Source organism: Ligilactobacillus ceti DSM 22408, assembly GCF_000423245.1.
Lineage (GTDB): Bacteria > Bacillota > Bacilli > Lactobacillales > Lactobacillaceae > Ligilactobacillus > Ligilactobacillus ceti.
Window position 1 is genome coordinate 249,185 of sequence record NZ_KE383993.1, and the last position, 23,276, is coordinate 272,460.

Sequence of the window (23,276 nt, forward strand, 5' to 3'; positions counted from 1 at the left end):
TAAGAAAAAAATTGAAACACAAATTAATCCTGAAATGATGGATAACTTAGATCCAAATCGAATTCCGCACCATATTGCGATTATTATGGACGGAAATGGCCGTTGGGCGCAAAAGAGACACTTACCAAGAGTCGCTGGTCATAAACAAGGGATGGAAACAGTTAAGAAAATTACAAAAGTTGCGAGTGACTTAGGTGTCAAAGTCTTAACTTTATATGCTTTTTCAACTGAAAATTGGAAACGACCGGATCAAGAAGTTAACTTTTTGATGGATTTACCGATTAAATTCTTCGATAAATTTGTCCCGGAACTAATTGAAAATAATGTCCGTGTGAATGTGATTGGTTATATTGAACAATTACCTGAAAAAACACAAAAAGCTGTCTTGGATGCTATTGATAAAACGGCTGACAATGATGGTATGGTTTTAAATTTTGCTTTAAATTATGGAAGTCGCGCTGAAATGGTGACTGCCATGCAAAAGATGGCAACAGCTGTTCAAAATAATGAATTAGCAGTTGAAGCGATTAATGAAGAAACTGTAGCTGAATATTTAATGACAAATTCTTTAGCACCTTATCAAGATCCAGAATTATTAATTCGGACCAGTGGTGAAGAGCGAATTTCGAATTTTTTACTCTGGCAAATTGCTTATAGTGAGCTATTATTTACGGATGTTTATTGGCCGGATTATAATGGTGTAGAATTAGTGCGAAATATTATTGCGTTCCAAAACCGAGATCGACGTTTTGGCGGGCTTAAAAAGGAGAATAAATAGTCATGAAACAACGTGTTATAACAGCTGTGATTGCTTTAATCGTCTTTATTCCGATTTTAATTTATGGAGGATGGGCTTTTAATATTTTAGGTGTCGTTTTAGGTTTAATTGGAATTTCAGAAATTATTACGATGAAGAAGAAATTATTGATTTCACCAGAAGCCATCTTTACATTTTTAGCCGGACTTTGTTTATTATTCCCAATCGGATTTATGCACTTTACAGCAAAATCACCAATTGGTTGGACTGGATTTACAATCTTTATGTTGTGTCTTTTAATTTGGACTGTTTTTTCAAAAAACCGTTTTTCATTTGAAGATGCCGGATCATTGATTTTAGGTGCATTATATATTGGGTTAGGATTCCACTATATGTTAGTGGCGCGAAGTGTTGGTTTATCCACAATGTTCTATGCATTTATTGTGGTTTGGATGACTGATACAGGTGCTTATATGATTGGGCGCAAAATCGGCCGGAATAAATTAGCACCGCATGTTAGTCCTAATAAAACATGGGAAGGCTCAATTGGCGGGACATTAGTTGCGGTGATTGTGGCAGGTATTTACTTATACTTCTTCCCACAAAGATATTCTTTAGGAATTATGATTGGTTTAACAGTTATTTTCTCAATTGCTGGTCAATTAGGTGACTTAATTGAATCTGCTTTGAAACGTCATTTTGGCGTGAAAGATTCTGGTCAAATTTTACCAGGACATGGTGGGATTTTAGATCGTTTTGATTCATTATTACTTGTTTTACCAGTAATGCACTTCCTTGGAATTTTTTAAGAAAGGAAGAATAAATGATAAAAACCATTATTACATTTATAATCGTTTTTGGGATTTTAGTCTTTGTGCATGAATTTGGTCATTATTATTTTGCGAAAAAATCAGGTATTTTAGTGCGTGAATTTTCGATTGGGATGGGTCCAAAAATCTTTGCCTATCATAAAAATAGTACGACTTATACAATTCGAATTCTTCCTTTAGGTGGTTATGTGCGCATGGCCGGTATGGAAGATGATAGCGAAAGCTTGCAACAAGGGCAGCCTGTGAGCTTGATTATGAATGAACAAAATTGTGTTAAAAAAATTAATACAAGTCAAAAAGTAACGATGATGCAAGGGTTACCTTTAGAAGTTACTAATTGGGATTTAGAAAAAGAACTCTGGATTGAAGGTTATGTCAATGGTGACGTTGAAAAATTACAACGTTTTGCTGTGGATCATGATGCTTTAATCATTGAAAAAGATGGGACTGAATTACAAATTGCACCGCTTGATGTGCAAGTCCAATCTGCGACTGTTCCGCAACGGATTATGACTAATTTTGCGGGAGCTATGAATAACTTTATTTTAGCGATTGTAGCCTTTATGTTAGTGGCCTTTTTACAAGGTGGGGTGAAAACACCAACTAATACTTTAGGTTCGGTACAAGAAAATTCTGTTGCGCAAAAAGCTGGTCTGCAAAAAAATGATCAAATTATTGCAGTTGATGGCGAGAAGACAGATACTTGGATGAAGTTAGTTGATGCGATTAGCGAGCGTGGTGGTGATCGGATCACTTTGACGGTTAAACGTCACAAGCAAGAATTTAAAGTGAATTTAGTACCAAAAATTGTTAAAGATAAAGATAAAAAACGTGGCCAAATCGGGATTACAACGAAAGTTAAAGTTAATGATTCGATTTTAGACATGATAGCTTATGGTTTCGTGAATACTTGGAATATTGTTGTGATGACATTTGCCGCTTTATGGAAGATGTTATCTGGTGGTTTTAGCTTGAATGATTTAGGCGGACCAGTGGCGATTTATTCATATACATCAGAAGCAGCACGTTATGGTGTCTTAACGGTAATTAATTTAATGGCCGTTTTATCAGTAAATTTAGGAATTTTCAATTTACTACCAATTCCAGCCTTGGATGGTGGTAAAATCTTATTAAACATTATTGAAGGAATTCGTAAAAAACCAATTGATCCAGAAAAAGAAGGATTAATCACTTTAATTGGTTTTGGTTTCTTGTTATTATTGATGGTATTAGTAACTTGGAATGATATTCAACGTTTTTTCTTTAGATAAAATAAAAATCGAGTGATTGATAGAGAAGGGAAGTTAAATTTTTATGAAACAATCAAGAATGTTGATCCCAACATTAAAAGAAGTACCAAGTGATGCAGAGGCAATTAGCCACCAATTAATGTTACGTGCAGGTTATATTAAGCAAGTTACAGCTGGTGTCTATGCATACTTACCACTTTCATTTAAAGTTTTAAAAAATATCGAAGCAATTATCCGTGATGAAATGGAAAAAATTGACGCCGTGGAAATGTTAGTACCAGGAATTATCCCAGCTGAATTATGGGAAGAATCTGGTCGTTATGCCACATATGGTCCAGAATTATACAAATTAAAAGATCGTCATGAACGTGACTTTATCTTAGGACCAACTCACGAAGAAACAATGACAACTATTGTGCGTGATGCAATTAAATCTTATAAAAAATTACCATTGAATTTATATCAAATTCAAATGAAATATCGTGATGAAAACCGTCCTCGTTATGGTTTATTACGTGGTCGTGAATTCTTAATGGAAGATGGTTATTCTTTCCATATTAACGATGAATCTTTAGATGAAACATATCGTCAAGTTGAAAAAGCTTACGAAAACATCTTCAAACGTTGTGGTTTAGATTTCCGTGGAATTATTGCTGATTCTGGTGCGATGGGTGGTAATACATCAAAAGAATTTATGGCAATGGCCGAAATTGGTGAAGATACAATTGTTTACTCAAACGAAAGTGATTACGCTGCTAACCTTGAAATGGCGAAAAACTTCCGTGAAAACAAACAATCTCACGAAACAATGCAAGATTTAGAAAAAGTGGCAACACCAGGTGTGAAAAGTATCGATGAAGTTGCTGAATTCTTCGATGTTGCACCAGAAGGCATCGTAAAAACTTTATTAATGATGGCTGATGAAAAACCAGTCTTAATCTTAATGCAAGGTAATGCTGAAGTTAACGAAGTTAAAGTTAAGAACTTATTAGGTGCTAATGAAGTTCGTCCAGCAACTGATGAAGAAGCTGTGACATTAATGGGCTCTGACTTTGGTTCAGTTGGACCAGTTGCTGTTCCTGAAAAAATGCCAATTATTGCTGACCTTGATGTACAAGGTATGGTGAACTTTATCGTTGGTGCGAACGAAAGTGGCCACCACTTACGTAATGTGAACTTAGACCGTGACTTTACAGTTGATCAATTTGCTGATTTAAGAACAGTTCAAGTTGGTGATTTAGATCCTGAAGGTAAGGGTGAATTACAATTTGCTCGTGGGATTGAAATTGGTCATATCTTCCAATTAGGAACACGTTATTCAGAAAGTATGAAAGCGAACGTTTTAGATGAAAATGGTCGTCAAGTACCAATGAAGATGGGTTGTTACGGAATTGGTGTTTCTCGTCTCTTATCAGCAATTATCGAACAAAACAATGATGAAAATGGTATTATCTGGCCTCGTGCTATGGCACCATTTGATGTTCATGTTGTTCCTGTTAATGTTAAGAATGCAGAACAAAAAGAATTAGCTGAAGAAATTACAGCTGAATTACAAGATGCAGGTTATAAAGTTTTAATTGACGATCGTAAAGAACGTGCCGGCGTAAAATTTGCGGAAGCTGATTTAATCGGACTTCCTGTTCGAATTACAGTTGGTAAAAAAGCTGCTGAAGGTATTGTAGAAATTAAACTACGTGCAACTGGTGAAACAGTAGAAGTTCAAAAAGAAGCTTTAAACGAAACTTTAGCAATTCTTTTCAAGAACGTTAAATAAAACAAAATAAAACAATTAAGAGCTGGAATAAATGAGTTATTTCAGCTTTTAATTTTGTGTGAAAGGAGATTTAAGGTATGGGAGTCGATGCAAAAGGAAAATTTCAGATTCTTTTAGATCAAATTAATTGGCCACAAGATGAAACACGGGACTTATTTAATGCGGCGCAAATTAAAAATGTGCAAGTTAATCCAACTCAAAAGACCTGGAATTTTCAAATAGTATTACCAGAAATCTTACCATTCCAAGTTTATTTGCAATTTACGCAAATGGTGCAGCAAGCTTTTTCATATATTGCGCATACTAATATTCAGATTCAAACGCAACAACCAGTTGTGACAAATCAAAATTTAGCGGAATATTGGCGTTGGGCCGTCTTGAACTGTGGTGTGAAATCACCGTTAGTGCAACAACTTTGTCAAAGTCGTGTACCAACATTACAAGGTGATAAAGTCGAATTATTAGTTGAAAATCAAGCAATTCAAAGCTTTTTAGTGAACCAAGCCGTGCAACCAATTGAACAACAATATCAAAAAGCCGGTTTCCCACAGTTTACGATTAAACCAGCGATTGATACGCAAAAGAGCCAAGCAGTCATGAATGAATACCAAGCTCAAAAAGAAAAAAGTGATGCAGAATTAGCTCAAAAAGCAATTGCCTCTATTAAAAAACAAAATGAACAACGACAAGTCCGTTCTCAAACAAAAACATTGCCGCAAGTTGATGGTCCGGTGCAGTTAGGGAAGAAAATTGATGATAAACATCCCGTTCGCCAAATGGCCACCATCAATGAAGAAGAAAAATCAGTTATTATTGAAGGTTATGTTTTTGATAAAGAAGTCCGCGATTTACGTTCAGGGCGCAAGATTATTACTTTGAAAATTACGGACTATAGCTCATCTTTTGTAGTGAAGAAATTTTCTAATAACGAAACAGATGAAGCGATGTTTGAAAAATTAGCAGTAGGTGATTGGATCAAGGTTCGTGGTAGTGTGCAAGAAGATAACTATTTACGTGATTTAGCAGTGATGGCTTATGATATTAATCAAGTGAGCCATGCTAAAAGAGAAGATACAGCACCTGCCGATCGGAAACGCTCTGAATTACATGTTCATTCAAATATGAGTATGATGGATGCGACAAATAATATCGGTGACTATGTGAAACAAGCTGCCGAGTGGGGACATAAAGCGATTGCGATTACGGATCATGCGACATTGCAAGCTTTCCCTGATGCACATAATGCCGGTAAAAAACATGGTGTGAAAATCTTGTATGGTGTGGAAGCGAATGTTGTTGATGATGCGACACCAATTGCTTATAACGATCAAGATATTGATTTAAAAGATGCAACTTATGTAGTGTTTGATACGGAAACAACAGGTTTATCGGCACGTTATGATAAAGTTATTGAACTTTCTGCAGTAAAAATGCAAAACGGCAATATTATTGAAAAATTTGAACAATTTATTGATCCAGGTCATCCATTATCGGAAACAACCATTAAATTAACAAGTATTACTGATGAAATGGTAAAAGGTTCGAAAAGTGAAAAAGAAGTCTTTACGATGTTCCAAGAATTTTGTAAAGGGTCAATTATTGTTGGGCATAATGCAACGTTCGATGTTGATTTCATGAATGCAGGTTATGCACGTCATCAAATGCCATTGATTAGTGAGCCATGGGTTGATACGTTGCCATTAGCACGTTTCTTATATCCAGAAATGAAGAGTTTCCGGTTGAATCGTTTGGCCAAGAAATTCAATGTTAATTTAGAACATCATCACCGGGCGATTTATGATGCGGAAGCAACTGGTTTTATTTACTTTGCTTTATTAAAAGAAGCAACTAAACAATATGGTATTGTGAAACATTCACAATTTAATGAACATATTGGTGAAAATGATGCTTATAAGAATCAACACCCGTTTCACGCTACAATTATTGCGCAAACACAAGCTGGTTTGAAAAATCTTTTCAAATTAGTTTCTGAATCGATGATTAATTATTTCCACCGTGTTCCAAGGATCCCACGCTCCGTGTTAGATCAATATCGTGAAGGTTTGTTAGTTGGTTCGGCTTGTGCGAATGGTGAAGTTTTCACGGCTATGATGCAAAAAGGTTATGATGAAGCTTTAGAAAAAGCACGTTATTATGATTATTTAGAAATTCAACCCAAAGCATTATATGAACCTTTATTTGAACAAGAGTTAGTTAAAGATGAAAAAGATTTAGAAGAAATTATCACTAATATGATTCAGTTAGGCCATGAATTAGATATTCCGGTGGTTGCGACAGGAGATGTGCATTACTTGAATCCTGAAGATCATCAATATCGTGAAATTTTGATTAGTTCCCAAGGTGGGGCAAATCCTTTGAATCGTTTAGAAAAATTACCAGCTGCACATTTTAGAACAACAGATGAAATGATGGACGATTTAGCCTTTTTAGGTGAAGAGTTAGCACAAGAAGTCATTGTAGATAATCCGAATAAAGTAGTTGAAATGGTGGAAGAAATGACACCATTGAAAGATAAACTTTATACACCAAATATGCCGGGTGCTGATGATGATATTCGAAAATTATCGATGGATAAAGCACGTGAATGGTATGGTGATGAGTTGCCAGAGTTAGTGGAAGCTCGTTTAGAAAAAGAATTAACATCTATTATTGGGAATGGTTTCTCAGTTATTTATTTGATTTCACAAAAATTAGTTTTTAAATCGAATAAAGATGGTTACTTAGTTGGGTCACGTGGTTCGGTTGGTTCGAGTTTTGTAGCGACAATGACCGGGATTACAGAAGTTAATCCTTTGCCACCACATTATCGTTGTCCAAAATGTAAATATTCTAAATTCTTTGAAAATGGTGAATATGGTTCAGGTTACGATTTACCGGATGAAGTTTGTCCTAACTGTGGAATCGAGTTAATTAAAGATGGACAAGATATTCCTTTTGAAACATTCTTAGGTTTCAAAGGTGATAAAGTTCCCGATATTGATTTGAACTTTTCGGGTGATTATCAACCAATTGCGCATAACTATACGAAAGTTTTATTCGGAGAAAATAATGTTTATCGGGCCGGAACCATTGGTACGGTTGCTGATAAAACAGCATATGGTTATGTGAAGGCTTATGAACGTGATCATGAATTGAATTTTAGAAGTGCAGAAATTGATCGCCTCGCTAAAGGATCTACCGGTGTTAAACGGACAACCGGACAACACCCGGCTGGGATCTTAGTTGTTCCCGAGTATATGGATATTTATGATTTCACACCAATTCAATATCCAGCTGATGATCAAAATGCAGCTTGGAAGACAACGCACTTTGATTTCCACTCGATTCATGATAATATTTTGAAACTTGATATTTTAGGTCATGATGATCCGACAATGATTCGGATGTTACAAGATTTATCCGGGATTGATCCAAAATCAATTCCAATGGATGATCCCGGTGTAATGTCACTGTTCTCAGGCACAGAAGCATTAGGTGTTACCGAAGAACAAATTCAATCGAAAACGGGGACTTTAGGTGTTCCAGAATTCGGGACTTATTTTGTTCGGGGCATGTTAGATGAAACGCATCCTGATAATTATTCTTCACTCTTGAAGATTTCCGGACTTTCTCACGGGACTGATGTGTGGATTGGGAATGCCGCTGATTTAATCAAAGATGGTACCGTAACAATCGAAAGTGTAATTGGTTGTCGGGATGATATTATGGTTGATTTAATTCATATGGGTGTCCCAGAAGATTTGTCATTTAAGATTATGGAACATGTTCGTAAAGGACGAGGAATTCCTGAAGAATGGCAAGCTGAAATGCATAAAGCTGAGGTTCCACAATGGTATATTGATGCTTGTTTGAAAATCAAGTACATGTTCCCGAAAGCTCACGCCACAGCCTACGTTATGATGGGGTTACGGATTGCTTATTTCAAGGTATATCTACCATTGATTTATTATGCAGCATATTTCTCAGTGCGGGCTGATGATTTTGATGTTGTTGCTATGGCAAACGGGAAAGCTACTTTGAAAGCGGCGATGAAAGAAATCCAAGATAAAGGGATGGAAGCATCTACGAAAGAAAAGAACTTATTAACTGTTTTAGAATTAGCGAATGAAATGTTAGAACGTGGATTCCAATTTAAGATGGTTGATTTAGAAAAATCTGATGCCACTAACTGGTTAATTGAAGATAACGCCTTAATTGCGCCATTCTCTTCAATTCCTGGTTTAGGAACCAACGTTGCCAAACAAATTGTTGCGGCACGGGCAGAAGGACCATTTTTATCGAAAGAAGATCTCGCTAAACGTGGGAAAGTTTCTCAAACAATTATTGACTTTATGACACAAAATGATGTCTTAACTGGTTTACCAGATCAAAATCAATTAAGTTTGTTTGACGGATTCTTTTAAGATAAAGTAAAAATTCCAGGCTAAACGGCTTTTATAGGACGTTTTGTTGAAAATGGAATGAAAATGTGCTATGATTAAGCATGTAATTTGATAGCTCGGTAAAAGTGAGTAGCAATGCTCACTTTTTTTATATATAAAGAGCAGAAAAAAGTTTTAGAACTTGAAGTTTTTAAAGCTGAGGAGGCTAGTTTGTGAGTAGTGTTGTAGAAACTGTTACAGAATTGGTAAGACCGATTTTGGACGAAAATAATTTTGAATTAGTTGATATGGAATTTGTTAAAGAAGGTAAGAACTGGTATTTAAGACTTTTCATTGATAAAGAACATGGTATCAATATTGAGGAATGTGCTTTAGTTAGCGATCAATTAAGTGAAAAACTTGATAATTGTGATCCTGATCCAATTCCACAAGCTTATTTTTTAGAAGTTTCTTCACCAGGAGCCGAACGACCTCTGAAAAAAGAAGCTGATTATCAAAAAGCGTTTGAAAATAATGCCTACATTAATGTGTCATTATATCAACAAATTGATGGTAAAAAAGTTTATGAAGGTTACTTGATTGACCTTAATGAAGAAGAATTAACACTTGAATATATGGATAAAACACGTAAAAAGACAATTACAATTCCACGGAATAAAATTGCCAAAGCACGTTTAGCCATTAAATTTTAAATAGAATAGTCACAAGGAGTAAATAAAAAATTATGAGTAAGGAATTACTAAGAGCCTTAGATGCGTTAGAAGCAGAAAAAGGTGTAGATAAAGAAATTATGATCGAAGCGTTACAAGCAGCATTGGTATCTGCTTACAAACGTAACTACGATAAAGCGCAAAACGTTGAAGTCGAATTCGATCGCAAAAAAGGTAACATTAATGTTTACGCTGTTAAAGAAGTTGTAACACAAGTATTTGATCCATTGATGGAAGTTAGCTTAGAAGATGCTTTAGCAATCAACAAAGCTTATGAAGTCGGCGATGTGATTAACTTCGAAGTTACTCCAGCTAACTTTGGTCGGATTGCTGCTCAAACAGCTAAACAAGTTATTATGCAACGTGTTCGTGAAGCTGAAAGATCAGTTATTTATAACCAATTCATCGAATACAAAGATGAAATCGTAACTGGTGAAATCGAACGTCAAGATTCACGTAATGGTAATATTTACGTTAGCTTAGGCAATGTAGAAGCTGTTTTAATGCGTAAAGACCAAATTCCTGGTGAAATCTACAAACCACAAACAAACATCAAAGTTTATGTTTCTCAAGTAGAAAACGAAACAAAAGGTCCACAAGTTTTCGTAAGTCGTGCTCATGAAGATTTATTGAAGCGCTTATTCGAAGCTGAAGTACCAGAATTATATGATGGAACAGTAGAAATTATGTCAATCGCTCGTGAAGCGGGTGATCGTGCTAAAGTTTCTGTTCGTTCAAACAATCCAGATTTAGATCCAGTTGGTACATGTGTTGGTCCTCGTGGTCAACGTGTGCAAGTGATTGTTAATGAATTAAAAGGCGAAAACATGGATATCGTGGAATGGTCACAAGATCCAGCAACATTTATTGCAAATGCTTTAAATCCAGCTGATGTAATTGAAGTTGTGTTTGATGCTAACAATGAAAAAGCATGTACAGTTTATGTTCCAAATGATCAATTGTCATTAGCAATTGGTAAAAAAGGACAAAACGTACGTTTAGCTGCTCGTTTAACAGGTTATAAGATTGATATCAAACCTGTTTCAGAAATGAATGCAGCACCAACAGAAGTTATTTCTGAAGAAGAAGTAACAACTGAATTAGAAAATGATATGCCAGTGGATGTTATTGAAGAAGTAACAGAAGCTAGTGATATGATTGATTTCGAGTAATTAGGAGGGTATTAACTATTATGGCACAACGTAAGGTTCCCATGCGCAAAGATATTGTGACGGGAGAAATGCAACCAAAAAAAGAACTAGTTCGTATTGTGAAAAATAAACAAAATGAAGTTAGTTTAGATCCAACTGGTAAAAAACCAGGACGGGGCGCATATATTCATTTAAATGTAGCAACTGCCAAACAAGCTAAAGAAAAAAGAACTTTCGATAAAGCTTTTGGTGTTACTTTAGCAGATGAATTTTATGATGAATTGATTGCATACGTTGATCACCAAGTAGAGCGTGCAAAGTTATTCGGAAATGGAAAATAGACAAAAAGTATTAAATTTATTAGGGCTTGCCAAAAGAGCAGGCAAATTAGTGACTGGTGAAGAACTTGTGTTAAAACAAATTCGTAATGGACAAGCTCGTCTTGTTCTTTTAGCTAGTGACTGTGGAATGAGTACAATGAAGAAAATTTCAAATAAATGTGACAGTTATGCTGTTAACATAATTACAGAATTTACTAAACAAGAACTTAGTATTGCGATTGGCCAATCACGGACTGTGATTGCCGTTAATGATGCTGGCTTTAGTAAAAAAATGCTGCAATTGTTAGAAGCCTAGAATTAGGAACATCAGACACTTGGTCCATAATTTTAGGAAGTGTAATTATGGAGCGAGCCGACTGTTGCTAACATGAGGAGCGTGTATTTATGAGTAAAAAACGCATTTATGAATTGGCTAGAGAATTAAACATTAGCAATAAAGAATTAATTGACGTTGCTAAGAAAAAAGGTTTTGATGTGGGAAATCATATGTCTAGTGTGAGTGACCAAGAACAAAAAGTTTTACAAGCTAGTTTTAAAAAGCCAAAACAAAAAACAAAACCAGCTCAACCAAAAGCTAAAAATTCTCAGCAAAATGATCGCCAAACTAAAAGCTCTACGAACGCTGATAAACAACGATCTAATAATAATTCACAAAAAACTCGTTCAAACCAACCAACAACTCGGGTAAATAATACTCAGAGAAATAATCAGAAACGTTCAGGGAGTAATATGAATACAAATAACAATACAAACAACAATACAAATAATACAAATCGTAGCCGCAATAATAACAATGGTGGTCGTGGCCAAAACAACAATCGTTTTGGTAACAACAATAACCGTTTTGGTGGCAAACGCCGTCGTAACAATAAGAAACGTCCACAAACAAGTAATAAACCAGCAGTTCCACCACGTAAGAATAAGCCATTGCCAGAAACATTAGTTTATACAGTGGGTATGAATGTTGCTGACATTGCTAAGAAAATTCACCGCGAACCAGCTGAAATCATCAAAAAATTATTTATGATGGGTGTTATGGTTAACCAAAACCAATCATTAGATAAAGATACAATTGAAATTTTAGCAGCTGATTATGGAATCGGTGCTGAAGAAAAAATTGAAGTCGATGTTGCTGATATCGATAAATTCTTTGAAGATGAACAAAATAATGCTGAAAATGGTTCACCACGTCCTCCTGTAGTTACAATTATGGGACATGTTGACCATGGTAAAACAACATTACTTGATAACTTGCGTAATTCACGTGTTACAGAAGGTGAAGCTGGTGGGATTACACAACATATCGGTGCTTATCAAATTAAGCATGCCGGTAAACCAATCACTTTCTTAGATACACCAGGACACGCAGCCTTTACAAACATGCGGGCACGTGGCGCTGATATTACAGATATCACAGTTTTAGTTGTAGCAGCTGATGATGGTGTTATGCCACAAACAATCGAAGCTATTAACCACGCTAAAGCAGCTGATGTTCCAATTATCGTTGCTGTTAACAAGATTGATAAACCAGCAGCTAATCCAAACCATGTTATGGAACAATTAACAGAATATGGTTTAATTGCTGAATCATGGGGTGGAGATACAATCTTTGTTGAAATTTCTGCTAAATTCGGTAAGAACTTAGATGAATTATTAGACATGATTTTATTAACAGCTGAAATCTTAGAATTAAAAGCTAACCCAGATCAAAATGGTGCCGGTACAGTTATCGAAGCTCGTTTAGATAAAGGTAAAGGTTCTGTTGCTTCATTATTAGTTCAACATGGTACATTGAAGATTGGTGATCCAATCGTTGTTGGTAATACATTCGGTCGTGTGCGGACAATGTCAGATGCTTTAGGTCGTGCTGTGAAAGCCGCTACACCAGCTATGCCAGTTGAAATTACTGGGTTAAATGATGTTCCTGATTCCGGTGAACGTTTCATCGTCTTTGATGATGAAAAGACAGCTCGTGCAGCAGGTGAAGAACGTGCTAAACGTGCTTTAGATAAAGAACGTTCTGCTAAAAACCGTGTAACATTAGATAACTTGTTCGATACTTTGAAAGAAGGCGAATTAAAGAGTGTTAATGTTATTATCAAAGCCGATGTGCAAGGGTCTGTTGAAGCTTTAGCTGGTAGTTTACAAAAAATCGAAGTTTCTGGCGTGCGTGTGAATATTGTTCACCAAGCTGCTGGGGCAATTAACGAAAGTGATGTAACTTTAGCCGAAGCATCTAATGCAATCATTATTGGTTTTAACGTTCGTCCAACAGCTCAAGCTAAGAAACAAGCTGAAGCAGATAATGTTGATATTCGTTTACACCGTGTTATCTATAAAGCTATTGACGAAATCGAAACAGCTATGAAGGGTATGTTAGAACCTGAATACGCTGAAAAGATTACTGGTCAAATTGAAATTCGTGAAACTTATAAAGTATCTCGTTTAGGTACAATCGGTGGTGGTTACGTAACTGAAGGTTCTGTAGCTCGCGATAGTGGTATCCGGATTATTCGTGACGGTATCGTTATTTACGAAGGTAAATTAGCTAGTTTGAAACGTTATAAAGATGATGCGAAAGTTGTTAAACAAGGTTATGAATGTGGTTTAATGATTGAAAAATACAACGATATTAAAGTCGGCGATCAAGTTGAAGCATATATCATGGAAGAAATTCCTGTAAAATAAAAATTTAAAAACGTCAAAGGAGGAGTCAACGTGGCTCAAAATTTCCGAGTAGGACGATTATCACAAGAGATCCAACGTGAAGTCAATGATATTTTGATGAAACGAGTGCGTGATCCTCGCGTCCAAGATGTAACAATTACTGGTGTTGATGTAACTGGTGATTTACAACAAGCAACGATTTATTATAGTATCTTATCTGATAAAGCATCAGATGCTCAAAAAGTTCAAACAGGACTTGAAAAAGCAACTGGTTTAATCAGAAGAGAATTAGGTCAACGCTTATCAATTTATGTTACACCTGAATTACGTTTTGTTCGTGATAAATCAGTTCAATATGGTGATCATATTGATGAGTTATTGAACAAATTACGCGAAAAAGATCGTTACTAATTTAAAATAATGAGCATCTCATTTAAAGGCTGAAAAGCCTTTGGATGAGATGTTTTTTATTTAAATATTAAAACATGCTATAATTATAAGATCAGTTAAAAAAGTAAGATTTTGGAGGAACATCAATGGAAGGGATTCTACCTTTATATAAAGATCGCGGCATGACAAGTGCGGATTGCGTTTATCATTGTCGGAAAATTTTCAAAACAAGACGAGTTGGACATAGTGGTACTTTAGATCCCAATGTTGACGGAGTATTACCAATTTGTATTGGTAAAGCAACGAAAGTCGTTAATTATTTAATGGATTCGGGTAAAATTTATCAAGGAGAAATCATTTTAGGTTTTGCTACTGAAACAGAAGATTTAGATGGGGCAACTATTGCAAGTCAACGCTTAGAAAAACCATTTACAGAAGATGAAATTAATGAAAAATTAGCTGAATTAACCGGTGAAATCATTCAAATTCCACCGATGTATTCAGCAGTTAAAGTTAAAGGACGTCGATTATATGAATATGCCCGTGCCGGTGAAACAGTTGAACGACCACAACGGAAAATACAAGTCGACTATTTCAAACAACGCTTAACAAGTACTTTCGATGCCGAAAAAGGCCAACAAACAATTTATTTTGAAGTTGGTTGTGGGAAAGGGACTTATGTTCGGACTTTAGCAGTTGATTTAGGACGTAAATTAGGTGTTCCGGCGGTGATGTCTGATTTAACACGGTTGAAAAGTGGTGGATTTACGATTGGACAAGCGGTGAGTTTAAAGCAATTAGCAGAATGTAGTGAAGCAGAACTTGCGGAAAAATTAGCTCCAATTGATTATGCTTTAAGTGAATATCCAGCTTATGAATTAGATGAACGTCAATGGGCTTTAGTGAAAAATGGCGGCTTTTTGGGACCACAATATGTTAATAACGGTGAAATTTCAGAATTTTTACGGTTATATTATGGTGGAAAATTACGGGCCTTATATTGCTATAATCCTGAAAAAACACGTTATCAAGCACAAACGATGATTGATTTAACTTAATAAAAAGAAGGTGACGTAACGTGCAAACAATTTATTTACAAGAACCTTATAATAAAAAACAAATCCCCAATGAAGCGATTGTTTTAGCGATGGGGTTCTTTGATGGTGTGCATTGCGGCCACCGAAAAGTAATCGAAATTGCGAAAAAAGAAGCACAAAAATTGGGGGTTAAATTAGCTGTGCTAACCTTTGATCGCTATCCGGGTTTGGTTTATCGTAAAACAAGTCCCGATTTTAAATATTTAACAACTTTAAAAACGAAATTGCGTTATTTTGCTGATTTGGGTGTCGATATAACGTATGTAGTGGCTTTTAATGAACAACTCGTTCCTATGGATCCGCAAACTTTTATCGATAAATATGTAGTTGATTTACATGCTAAATGTTTAGTGGCTGGAAGTGATTTTACGTATGGAAAACGGGAAATAGCTAATATGCAGACATTACCACAATATGCGAAAGAACGATTTACGATTATTGAAGTACCACATTTAGAAGATCAAGTTGGTAAAATTAGCTCCACACGTATTCGGAATTTATTAGCTAAAGGACAGGTTGCTGCTGCGAATGAATTATTAGGAGCTGATTATTCTAATACTGGTTTAGTTATTCATGGGCAAAAAATGGGCCGTAAACTAGGTTATCCGACGATTAATGTCGATGTTGATGCTGCAGAACGAATTCCTGGTGAAGGTGTCTATGCGGTGCGTGTGCGCTTTGTCGGCGAAACTAAAGAATATTACGGAATGGCTTCAATCGGTAAAAACGAAACAGTCGGTGATAATTTACCTGTGACGGTCGAAGTTCATTTATTGAATTTTCAAGCTGATGTTTATGGACGTGAAGTTGTGATTTTGTGGGATGAATATTTACGATCTATGGAGAAGTTTTCGAGTTTGGAGCAATTGATGCAACAACTAGCAGCTGATCAATTAGCAACGGAAAAATACTATCACATCAACAATAATTAACTGTAAAAGACGGCAAGAAAGTGCTGTCTTTTTTGTTGTTTTTAATGGAAAAATAAGCTAGAAGTGTTGACTTCTTACTAAAGATTAGGTATATTATTAATTGACTTAGCACTCATAGTGACTAAGTGCTAAAAAAGAGGTGATGGTGATGCTAACGCAAAGACAATTACTGATTTTAGATGCAATCATCCGTGATTATACTAATATCGGTGAGCCAATTGGATCCAAAACGTTGCAAAATCAATTACCAGTTCATGTTAGTTCGGCAACCATTCGCAATGAAATGGCTGTTTTAGAACGGAATGGTTTTATTATGAAAGAACATTCCAGTTCGGGTCGTGTTCCTTCTTTAAAAGGTTATCGTTATTATATTGATAATATTGTTGAGCCTGAAATTGTAGAACCACAAGCATTACACAGTATTCAATCATCTTTTAGTAATGAGTTTCAAAAAGTAGATGAGATTGTAGCAGTTTCGGCGAAGATTTTATCAGAATTAACGAATTACACAGCGTTTACGTTGAAACCTGAAGCTAAAGAAGTTCGATTAGAAGGATTTCGTTTAGTGCCATTAGGTAATCAACAAGTGATGGTGATTTTAGTCACGAGTGATGGTGGAGTTGAAAATCAACTCTTTAATTTACCACCTGGAATGCATGGTGAAGAATTAGAAGCTGTTGTTCGTGTGATCAATAATCAAGTTGTGGGCTTACCTTTGAAAGATGTAACGCGAAAACTTCAAGCTAGTTTGCCGTTATTAACAAAGTATTTGCAGCAACCGGAGATTTTTATTGAGGTCTTTAGCCAGATGTTAGACCAAGCATTATGTGATCAAGTTTATATTGATGGTAAGATGAATTTATTAAATTTAGCGAATAGCGAGAATTTAGAAGAAATTAAACATCTTTATACATTATTTGAACATGATACACCAGATGTTGTCACATTATTGGATGATTTAGATCAAGATATTTCTGTTACGTTTGGGAATGAACAACATAATAGTTTAGTCGATTATAGTTTAATTTCTGCAACGTATGATGTTGGTGCTTATGGTAAAGGTAAAATTGCAATTCTCGGTCCAACTAATATGCCATATTCGAAAATGTTAGGTCTTTTAACAGTTTTTCGGAAGGAATTGGCTAACAAAATGATTGATTATTACCGTGAATGCGGTAAATAAAAAAAGAGGTGTAAAAGTGTCCGAAGAAAAAGATATTAAACAAGAAGATTTAAATCAAGAAACAGACACAATGCAAGACGAAGCAACTGAAGAAGTGTCAGAACAAGAAGAAGTTGCGATTGAAGAAGTCTTAGCGAAAATTGCTGCTTTAGAAGCAGAAAATAAAGAATTAGAAGATAAATATTATCGTTCACAAGCTGAAATGGCTAACATGCACACTCGTTTCAAAAAAGAACAAGCGCAAATGTTAAAATACGCTGGTCAAGATTTAGCCAAAGCAATCTTGCCTGCTTTAGATAACTTGAGCCGTGCTGTTGCGATTGAAGCAAGTGATGAAAATACTGAACAACTCAAACGCGGTGTAGAATTAGTTATTAATAATTTAACTGATGCTTTAGCTGGTTTTGAAGTTGTAAAAGTTGCATCATTAGGTGAAAAATTCGATCCTAATGTGCACCAAGCAGTGCAAACTGTACCTTTGGAAGATGGACAAGAAGCTGAAACAATTGTGCAAGTCTTCCAAGAAGGATATATGTTTAAAGATCGTGTCTTACGTCCCGCAATGGTTGTCGTAACACAATAAAAAATTCAAAAAAATAATTTTAAAAAAGAGGTAATTAAATATGTCAAAAATTATTGGTATCGATTTAGGAACAACTAACTCTGCAGTTGCTGTTCTTGAAGGTAAAGAAGCAAAAATTATTACAAACCCAGAAGGTAACCGTACAACACCATCTGTTGTCGCTTTCAAAAATGGCGAAACACAAATTGGTGAAATTGCTAAACGTCAATCAATTACAAACCCTAACACAATTGGTTCTATCAAACGTCACATGGGTGAAGCTGGTTATACAGTAAACGTTGATGGAAAAGACTATACACCACAAGAAATTTCCGCAATGACATTACAATATCTTAAAGAATACGCTGAAGCATATTTAGGCGAACCAGTTGATCAAGCTGTTATTACAGTTCCAGCTTACTTCAACGATTCACAACGTCAAGCTACAAAAGATGCTGGTAAAATTGCTGGTCTTAAAGTAGAACGTATTGTTAACGAACCAACAGCAGCTGCTTTAGCATATGGTCTTGAAAAAACAGACGAAGATGAAAAAATCTTAGTCTTTGACCTTGGTGGTGGTACTTTCGATGTTTCCATCCTTGAATTAGGTGATGGTGTCTTTGAAGTATTATCAACAAATGGTGATACAGAATTAGGTGGGGATGATTTCGATAAGAAAATCATGGACTGGTTAGTTGCTGAATTCAAGAAAGAAAACGGCATTGACTTATCCCAAGATAAAATGGCTATGCAACGTTTGAAAGATGCTGCTGAAAAAGCTAAAAAAGATCTTTCTGGTGTAACATCAGCACAAATTTCATTACCATTCATCACATCTGGTGAAGCTGGTCCTTTACACTTAGAAACAACATTAACACGTGCTAAATTCAACGAATTAACAAGTGATTTAGTTGAAAGAACAAAAATTCCAGTTCGTAACGCTTTACGTGATGCTGGTTTAACAAGTGCAGACATTGATGAAGTTATCTTAGTTGGTGGTTCTACACGTATTCCAGCTGTTCAAGAAGCTGTTGAACAAGAAACAGGACACAAACCTAACCAATCAGTTAACCCTGATGAAGCAGTTGCTTTAGGTGCTGCAATTCAAGGTGGTGTTATCACAGGTGATGTGACAGACGTTGTTTTACTTGATGTAACTCCATTATCATTAGGTATCGAAACAATGGGTGGTGTCTTCACTAAATTAATCGATCGTAATACAACAATCCCTACAAGTAAATCACAAACATTTACAACTGCCGTTGATAACCAACCAGCTGTTGATGTCCATGTTTTACAAGGTGAACGTCCAATGGCAGCTGACAACAAGACATTAGGTCGCTTCCAATTAACAGATATCCCACCAGCACCACGTCAAGTACCACAAATCCAAGTTACATTTGATATCGATAAAAACGGTATTGTTAACGTAACAGCTAAAGATTTAGGTACAAACAAAGAACAAAAGATTACAATCAAGAGTTCATCCGGTCTTTCTGATGAAGAAATCGAACGCATGGTAAAAGAAGCTAAAGAAAATGAAGCATCTGATAAAGAACGTAAAGAAAAAGTTGATTTATACAATGAAGTAGATCAATTAATCTTTTCAACAGATAAAACATTGAAAGAGCTTGAAGGCAAAGTTTCTGAAGAAGAAGTTAAAAAAGCTCAAGATGCACGTGATGCATTGAAGAAAGCTCAAGAAGCTGATGATATTGAAGAAATGAAAGCTAAGAAAGAAACTTTAAATGAAGTTGTTCAAGAACTTTCTGTGAAATTATATCAACAAGCACAAGCTGCTCAAGAAGCACAAGCAGGCGCAGCCGGTGCAGCTGACCAATCTCAACCAGCAGATGATAATACTGTTGATGGTGACTTTAAAGAAGTAAACCCTGACGAAAAATAAAAGCTATTAAGCTCAAGTAAAAAGTCAAAGTCAACGAGTGCTTTGACTTTTTATTTTTAATCGCTTATATTTGGTTAGCAAGGATATGATTAGGAGGGTGAAGATGAATCCGTATGAAGTCTTAGGCGTTGAAAAAAACGCAACAGCGGCAGAAATTAAGAAGGCTTATCGTAAATTATCGAAAAAGTATCATCCCGATTTAAACGATGCGCCGGAAGCTGAAGAAAAATTTAAAGAAATAAATGAAGCTTATGAAATTTTAAGTGATCCTCAAAAGAAAGCTCAATATGATCAATTCGGTACAACGGGTGGCCCAGGTGGTTTTGGCGGCCCAGGTGGCGGTGGTTTTAATAGTCAAGATTTTGGTGGATTTGAAGATCTATTTGGCCAATTCTTTGGCGGTGGATCTCGTCAACGTTCACGTAATGCACCACGTCAAGGTCGCGATTTACAATATGATATGGAATTAACTTTTGAAGAAGCGATTTTTGGTAAGAAAACGGAAATTCGTTATACACGTGAAGAAAACTGTAAAACATGTTCCGGAACTGGTGCTAAAGATGGTACATCACCAGACATTTGTTCACAATGTCATGGTCGTGGTTATGTTGATGTACAAGTTCAAACTCCATTAGGTCGCATGAGATCTCAACAAGAATGTGATGTTTGTCATGGTACTGGTCAAGAAATCAAAGATAAATGTACAGACTGTCAAGGTACAGGTCATGTTAAGAAAGAACATGTGTTAGAAGTTAATGTTCCTGCAGGTGTCGAAAATGGTAACCAAATGCGTCTGCAAGGACAAGGTGAAGCCGGAACAAATGGTGGACCATATGGTGATTTATATCTTGTCTTCCATGTGAAACCAAGTAAAATTTATCAAAGACAAGGTGCTGACATCTATGTTGATTTACCAATTAGTTTTGCGCAAGCAGCTTTAGGTGATGAAGTTGATGTGCAAACTGTTTATGGTGATGTTACTTTGAAAATTCCAGCTGGAACACAAACAGGAACAATTTTCCGTTTGAAAGGTAAAGGTGCGCCAAGACTCCGTGGTGGAGGTGTTGGTGATCAAAAAGTTACCGTTAATATTCAAACACCAAAACATTTAAACAAGAAACAAAAAATGGCGTTAAAAGATTTTGTCGAAGCTTCAGGTGGTAAAGCACCACAAGAAAGCGGCTCATTCTTTGATCGTTTGAAGAATTTATAAAATAAATTAGCAGTTAGATGTTGTTATTCATCTAGCTGCTTTTTAAATAGGGTTATTTTTTAAATCATAAAGATGGTATAATAAAAAGATAATGAAATAAAATATACAGAAACCGGTAGCATTAGTTTACGAAATGGCCGGACCATATTATAATTAATAAAATGAAGATGTTTAGAAGAAAGTAGGAAGTTGTGAATGAATCTTGAAGAAATGAAGGAGCGACAACAGCATATTCGGAATTTTTCGATTGTTGCTCATATTGACCACGGAAAATCAACCTTGGCCGATCGGATTTTAGAAAAGACTGATACAGTTTCAAAAAGAGAAATGCAAAATCAGTTATTAGATTCGATGGATTTAGAACGCGAACGCGGAATTACAATTAAATTAAATGCCGTTGAATTACACTATGAAGCAAAAGATGGCGAAACTTATATTTTCCACTTGATTGATACACCAGGACACGTCGATTTCACTTATGAAGTTTCTCGTTCTTTAGCGGCTTGTGAAGGGGCAATTTTAGTTGTCGATGCTGCACAAGGTGTTGAAGCACAGACATTAGCGAATGTTTATTTGGCAATCGATGATGATTTGGAAATTTTACCAGTTATTAATAAAGTTGATTTACCATCAGCTGATCCAGAACGTGTGCGCCAAGAAATTGAAGATGTAATTGGCTTGGATGCTTCTGAAGCTATTTTAGCAAGTGCTAAATCTGGTATCGGAATCGAAGAAATCTTAGAACAAATTGTACAAGAAATCCCAGCACCAACTGGCGATTTAACAGCACCTTTAAAAGCGTTGATTTTCGACTCTGTTTACGATGAATATCGTGGCGTTGTTTTAAGTTTACGAGTTGTTGAAGGTACAGTTAAACCAGGTGATAAAATCCGCTTAATGAATAGTGGTGCTGAATATGAAGTTATTGAAGTTGGGGTTAACTCACCAAAACCAATCAAACGTGATATGTTAATGGCTGGTGATGTAGGTTATTTAACAGCCAGCATCAAAGATATCCAAGATACACGTGTCGGGGATACAGTAACTAATGCGAACAATCCAACAGAAAAACCATTAGACGGTTATCGGGAAATGATTCCAATGGTATATGCTGGTTTATATCCAACTGATAATGCTAAATACAATGATTTACGTGATGCTTTAGAAAAATTACGTTTAAATGATGCTGCTTTAGAATTTGAACCAGAAACATCCCAAGCTCTCGGGTTTGGTTTCCGTTGTGGGTTCTTAGGATTATTACACATGGATGTTGTGCAAGAACGTTTAGAACGTGAATTCAATATGGACTTGATTACAACAGCACCATCTGTAACATATGATGTTGAATTAACAGATGGTTCACATAAACAAGTTTCTAACCCAGCGGAAATGCCAGAAGTTCCAGTTATTAACCAAATTTTCGAACCGTATGTGAAAGCTACAATCATGGTGCCAAATGAATATGTTGGGGCTGTTATGGAATTATGCCAAAGAAAACGTGGTCAATTTATTACGATGGAATATCTTGATGATTATCGCGTAAATGTTATTTATGATATTCCATTATCAGAAATTATTTTCGATTTCTTTGATCGTTTGAAATCAAGTACAAAAGGATATGCTTCTTTAGATTATGAAATTGGCGGTATGCGTCCAAGTGATCTTGTGAAGATTGATATCTTGATGAATGGTGATAAAGTCGATGCCTTAAGCTTTATTTCTCACCGTGAGTTTGCGGCAGAAAGAGCTCGTGTAATTACAGGTAAATTGAAGACAATTATTCCACGACAAAACTTTGAAATTCCAATTCAAGCTGCAATTGGTGCAAAAATTATTTCCAGAACAAATATTAAAGCTTACCGGAAAGATGTTACAGCTAAGATTCACACAGGGGATCCAGATCGTCGTGCGAAATTATTAGATAAACAAAAACGTGGTAAGAAACGGATGAAATCTGTTGGTACAGTTGAAGTTCCACAAGAAGCATTTATGGCTGTCTTGAAGACGGATGAAGATTTAGACCGTAAATAAAAAAATGAATATGATTTTTAAGGAATAGTCAAGTTGGGCTGTTCCTTTTTTTGTAACGTTAAATTGTAGTTAAAATAAT

General features: G+C 35.7%; 18 protein-coding genes. All 18 read left to right on the forward strand.

Annotated features, from left to right (window positions below):
* Positions 1 to 34: 34 nt before the first annotated feature.
* The 18 genes from G540_RS0104120 (at position 35) to lepA (ending at position 23,197) form a co-directional block, all read left to right on the forward strand.
* The gene (locus tag G540_RS0104120; RefSeq protein WP_051188987.1) at positions 35 to 778 is read left to right on the forward strand and encodes an undecaprenyl pyrophosphate synthase; all 744 of its coding nucleotides are present in this window, start codon (positions 35 to 37) and stop codon (positions 776 to 778) included.
* Positions 779 to 780: 2 nt separating this feature from the next.
* Positions 781 to 1,566, forward strand: coding sequence for a phosphatidate cytidylyltransferase (locus G540_RS0104125; RefSeq protein WP_027107023.1), 786 nt, complete (start codon positions 781 to 783; stop codon positions 1,564 to 1,566).
* 14 nt (positions 1,567 to 1,580) lie between these two features.
* Positions 1,581 to 2,858 carry an RIP metalloprotease RseP gene (gene rseP / locus G540_RS0104130; RefSeq protein WP_027107024.1) on the forward strand — a complete coding sequence of 426 codons (1,278 nt, stop codon included), beginning with the start codon at positions 1,581 to 1,583 and terminating at the stop codon, positions 2,856 to 2,858.
* A 43-nt stretch (positions 2,859 to 2,901) separates the two neighbouring features.
* Positions 2,902 to 4,611 carry a proline--tRNA ligase gene (locus tag G540_RS0104135; RefSeq protein WP_027107025.1) on the forward strand — a complete coding sequence of 570 codons (1,710 nt, stop codon included), beginning with the start codon at positions 2,902 to 2,904 and terminating at the stop codon, positions 4,609 to 4,611.
* A 77-nt stretch (positions 4,612 to 4,688) separates the two neighbouring features.
* Entirely contained in the window at positions 4,689 to 9,035 is a 4,347-nt protein-coding gene (locus tag G540_RS0104140) for a PolC-type DNA polymerase III (RefSeq protein ID WP_027107026.1), read from the forward strand.
* Between the two features lie 191 nt (positions 9,036 to 9,226).
* The gene (gene rimP, locus G540_RS0104150; protein WP_027107027.1) at positions 9,227 to 9,706 is read left to right on the forward strand and encodes a ribosome maturation factor RimP; all 480 of its coding nucleotides are present in this window, start codon (positions 9,227 to 9,229) and stop codon (positions 9,704 to 9,706) included.
* A gap of 32 nt (positions 9,707 to 9,738) precedes the next feature.
* Positions 9,739 to 10,896 (forward strand): transcription termination factor NusA, encoded by a 1,158-nt coding sequence (gene nusA, locus G540_RS0104155; protein WP_027107028.1) that lies wholly within the window; start codon positions 9,739 to 9,741, stop codon positions 10,894 to 10,896.
* A gap of 20 nt (positions 10,897 to 10,916) precedes the next feature.
* Positions 10,917 to 11,216, forward strand: a complete 300-nt coding sequence (gene rnpM, locus G540_RS0104160; RefSeq protein ID WP_027107029.1) for an RNase P modulator RnpM — start codon at positions 10,917 to 10,919, stop codon at positions 11,214 to 11,216.
* On the forward strand, positions 11,206 to 11,511 hold the full coding sequence (locus G540_RS0104165) for a YlxQ-related RNA-binding protein (protein ID WP_027107030.1): 306 nt from the start codon (positions 11,206 to 11,208) through the stop codon (positions 11,509 to 11,511). Before rnpM ends, G540_RS0104165 begins: the two co-directional genes overlap by 11 nt.
* A gap of 89 nt (positions 11,512 to 11,600) precedes the next feature.
* The gene (gene infB / locus G540_RS0104170; protein WP_027107031.1) at positions 11,601 to 13,904 is read left to right on the forward strand and encodes a translation initiation factor IF-2; all 2,304 of its coding nucleotides are present in this window, start codon (positions 11,601 to 11,603) and stop codon (positions 13,902 to 13,904) included.
* Between the two features lie 30 nt (positions 13,905 to 13,934).
* A complete protein-coding gene (gene rbfA / locus G540_RS0104175; protein WP_027107032.1) occupies positions 13,935 to 14,294 on the forward strand; it encodes a 30S ribosome-binding factor RbfA in 360 nt (119 codons plus the stop codon).
* A 125-nt stretch (positions 14,295 to 14,419) separates the two neighbouring features.
* Entirely contained in the window at positions 14,420 to 15,331 is a 912-nt protein-coding gene (truB, locus tag G540_RS0104180; protein ID WP_027107033.1) for a tRNA pseudouridine(55) synthase TruB, read from the forward strand.
* Positions 15,332 to 15,351: 20 nt separating this feature from the next.
* Entirely contained in the window at positions 15,352 to 16,302 is a 951-nt protein-coding gene (gene ribF, locus G540_RS0104185) for a riboflavin biosynthesis protein RibF (RefSeq protein ID WP_027107034.1), read from the forward strand.
* A 148-nt stretch (positions 16,303 to 16,450) separates the two neighbouring features.
* Positions 16,451 to 17,485: a heat-inducible transcriptional repressor HrcA gene (hrcA, locus tag G540_RS0104190; protein ID WP_027107035.1), complete on the forward strand. Its 1,035-nt coding sequence runs from the start codon at positions 16,451 to 16,453 to the stop codon at positions 17,483 to 17,485.
* A 16-nt stretch (positions 17,486 to 17,501) separates the two neighbouring features.
* On the forward strand, positions 17,502 to 18,068 hold the full coding sequence (gene grpE, locus G540_RS0104195; RefSeq protein WP_027107036.1) for a nucleotide exchange factor GrpE: 567 nt from the start codon (positions 17,502 to 17,504) through the stop codon (positions 18,066 to 18,068).
* 40 nt (positions 18,069 to 18,108) lie between these two features.
* The gene (gene dnaK, locus G540_RS0104200; protein ID WP_027107037.1) at positions 18,109 to 19,953 is read left to right on the forward strand and encodes a molecular chaperone DnaK; all 1,845 of its coding nucleotides are present in this window, start codon (positions 18,109 to 18,111) and stop codon (positions 19,951 to 19,953) included.
* Positions 19,954 to 20,056: 103 nt separating this feature from the next.
* Positions 20,057 to 21,166, forward strand: a complete 1,110-nt coding sequence (gene dnaJ / locus G540_RS0104205; protein ID WP_027107038.1) for a molecular chaperone DnaJ — start codon at positions 20,057 to 20,059, stop codon at positions 21,164 to 21,166.
* 195 nt (positions 21,167 to 21,361) lie between these two features.
* Complete coding sequence (gene lepA / locus G540_RS0104210; RefSeq protein WP_027107039.1) at positions 21,362 to 23,197, forward strand: translation elongation factor 4; 1,836 nt, start codon at positions 21,362 to 21,364, stop codon at positions 23,195 to 23,197.
* Positions 23,198 to 23,276: the final 79 nt, after the last annotated feature.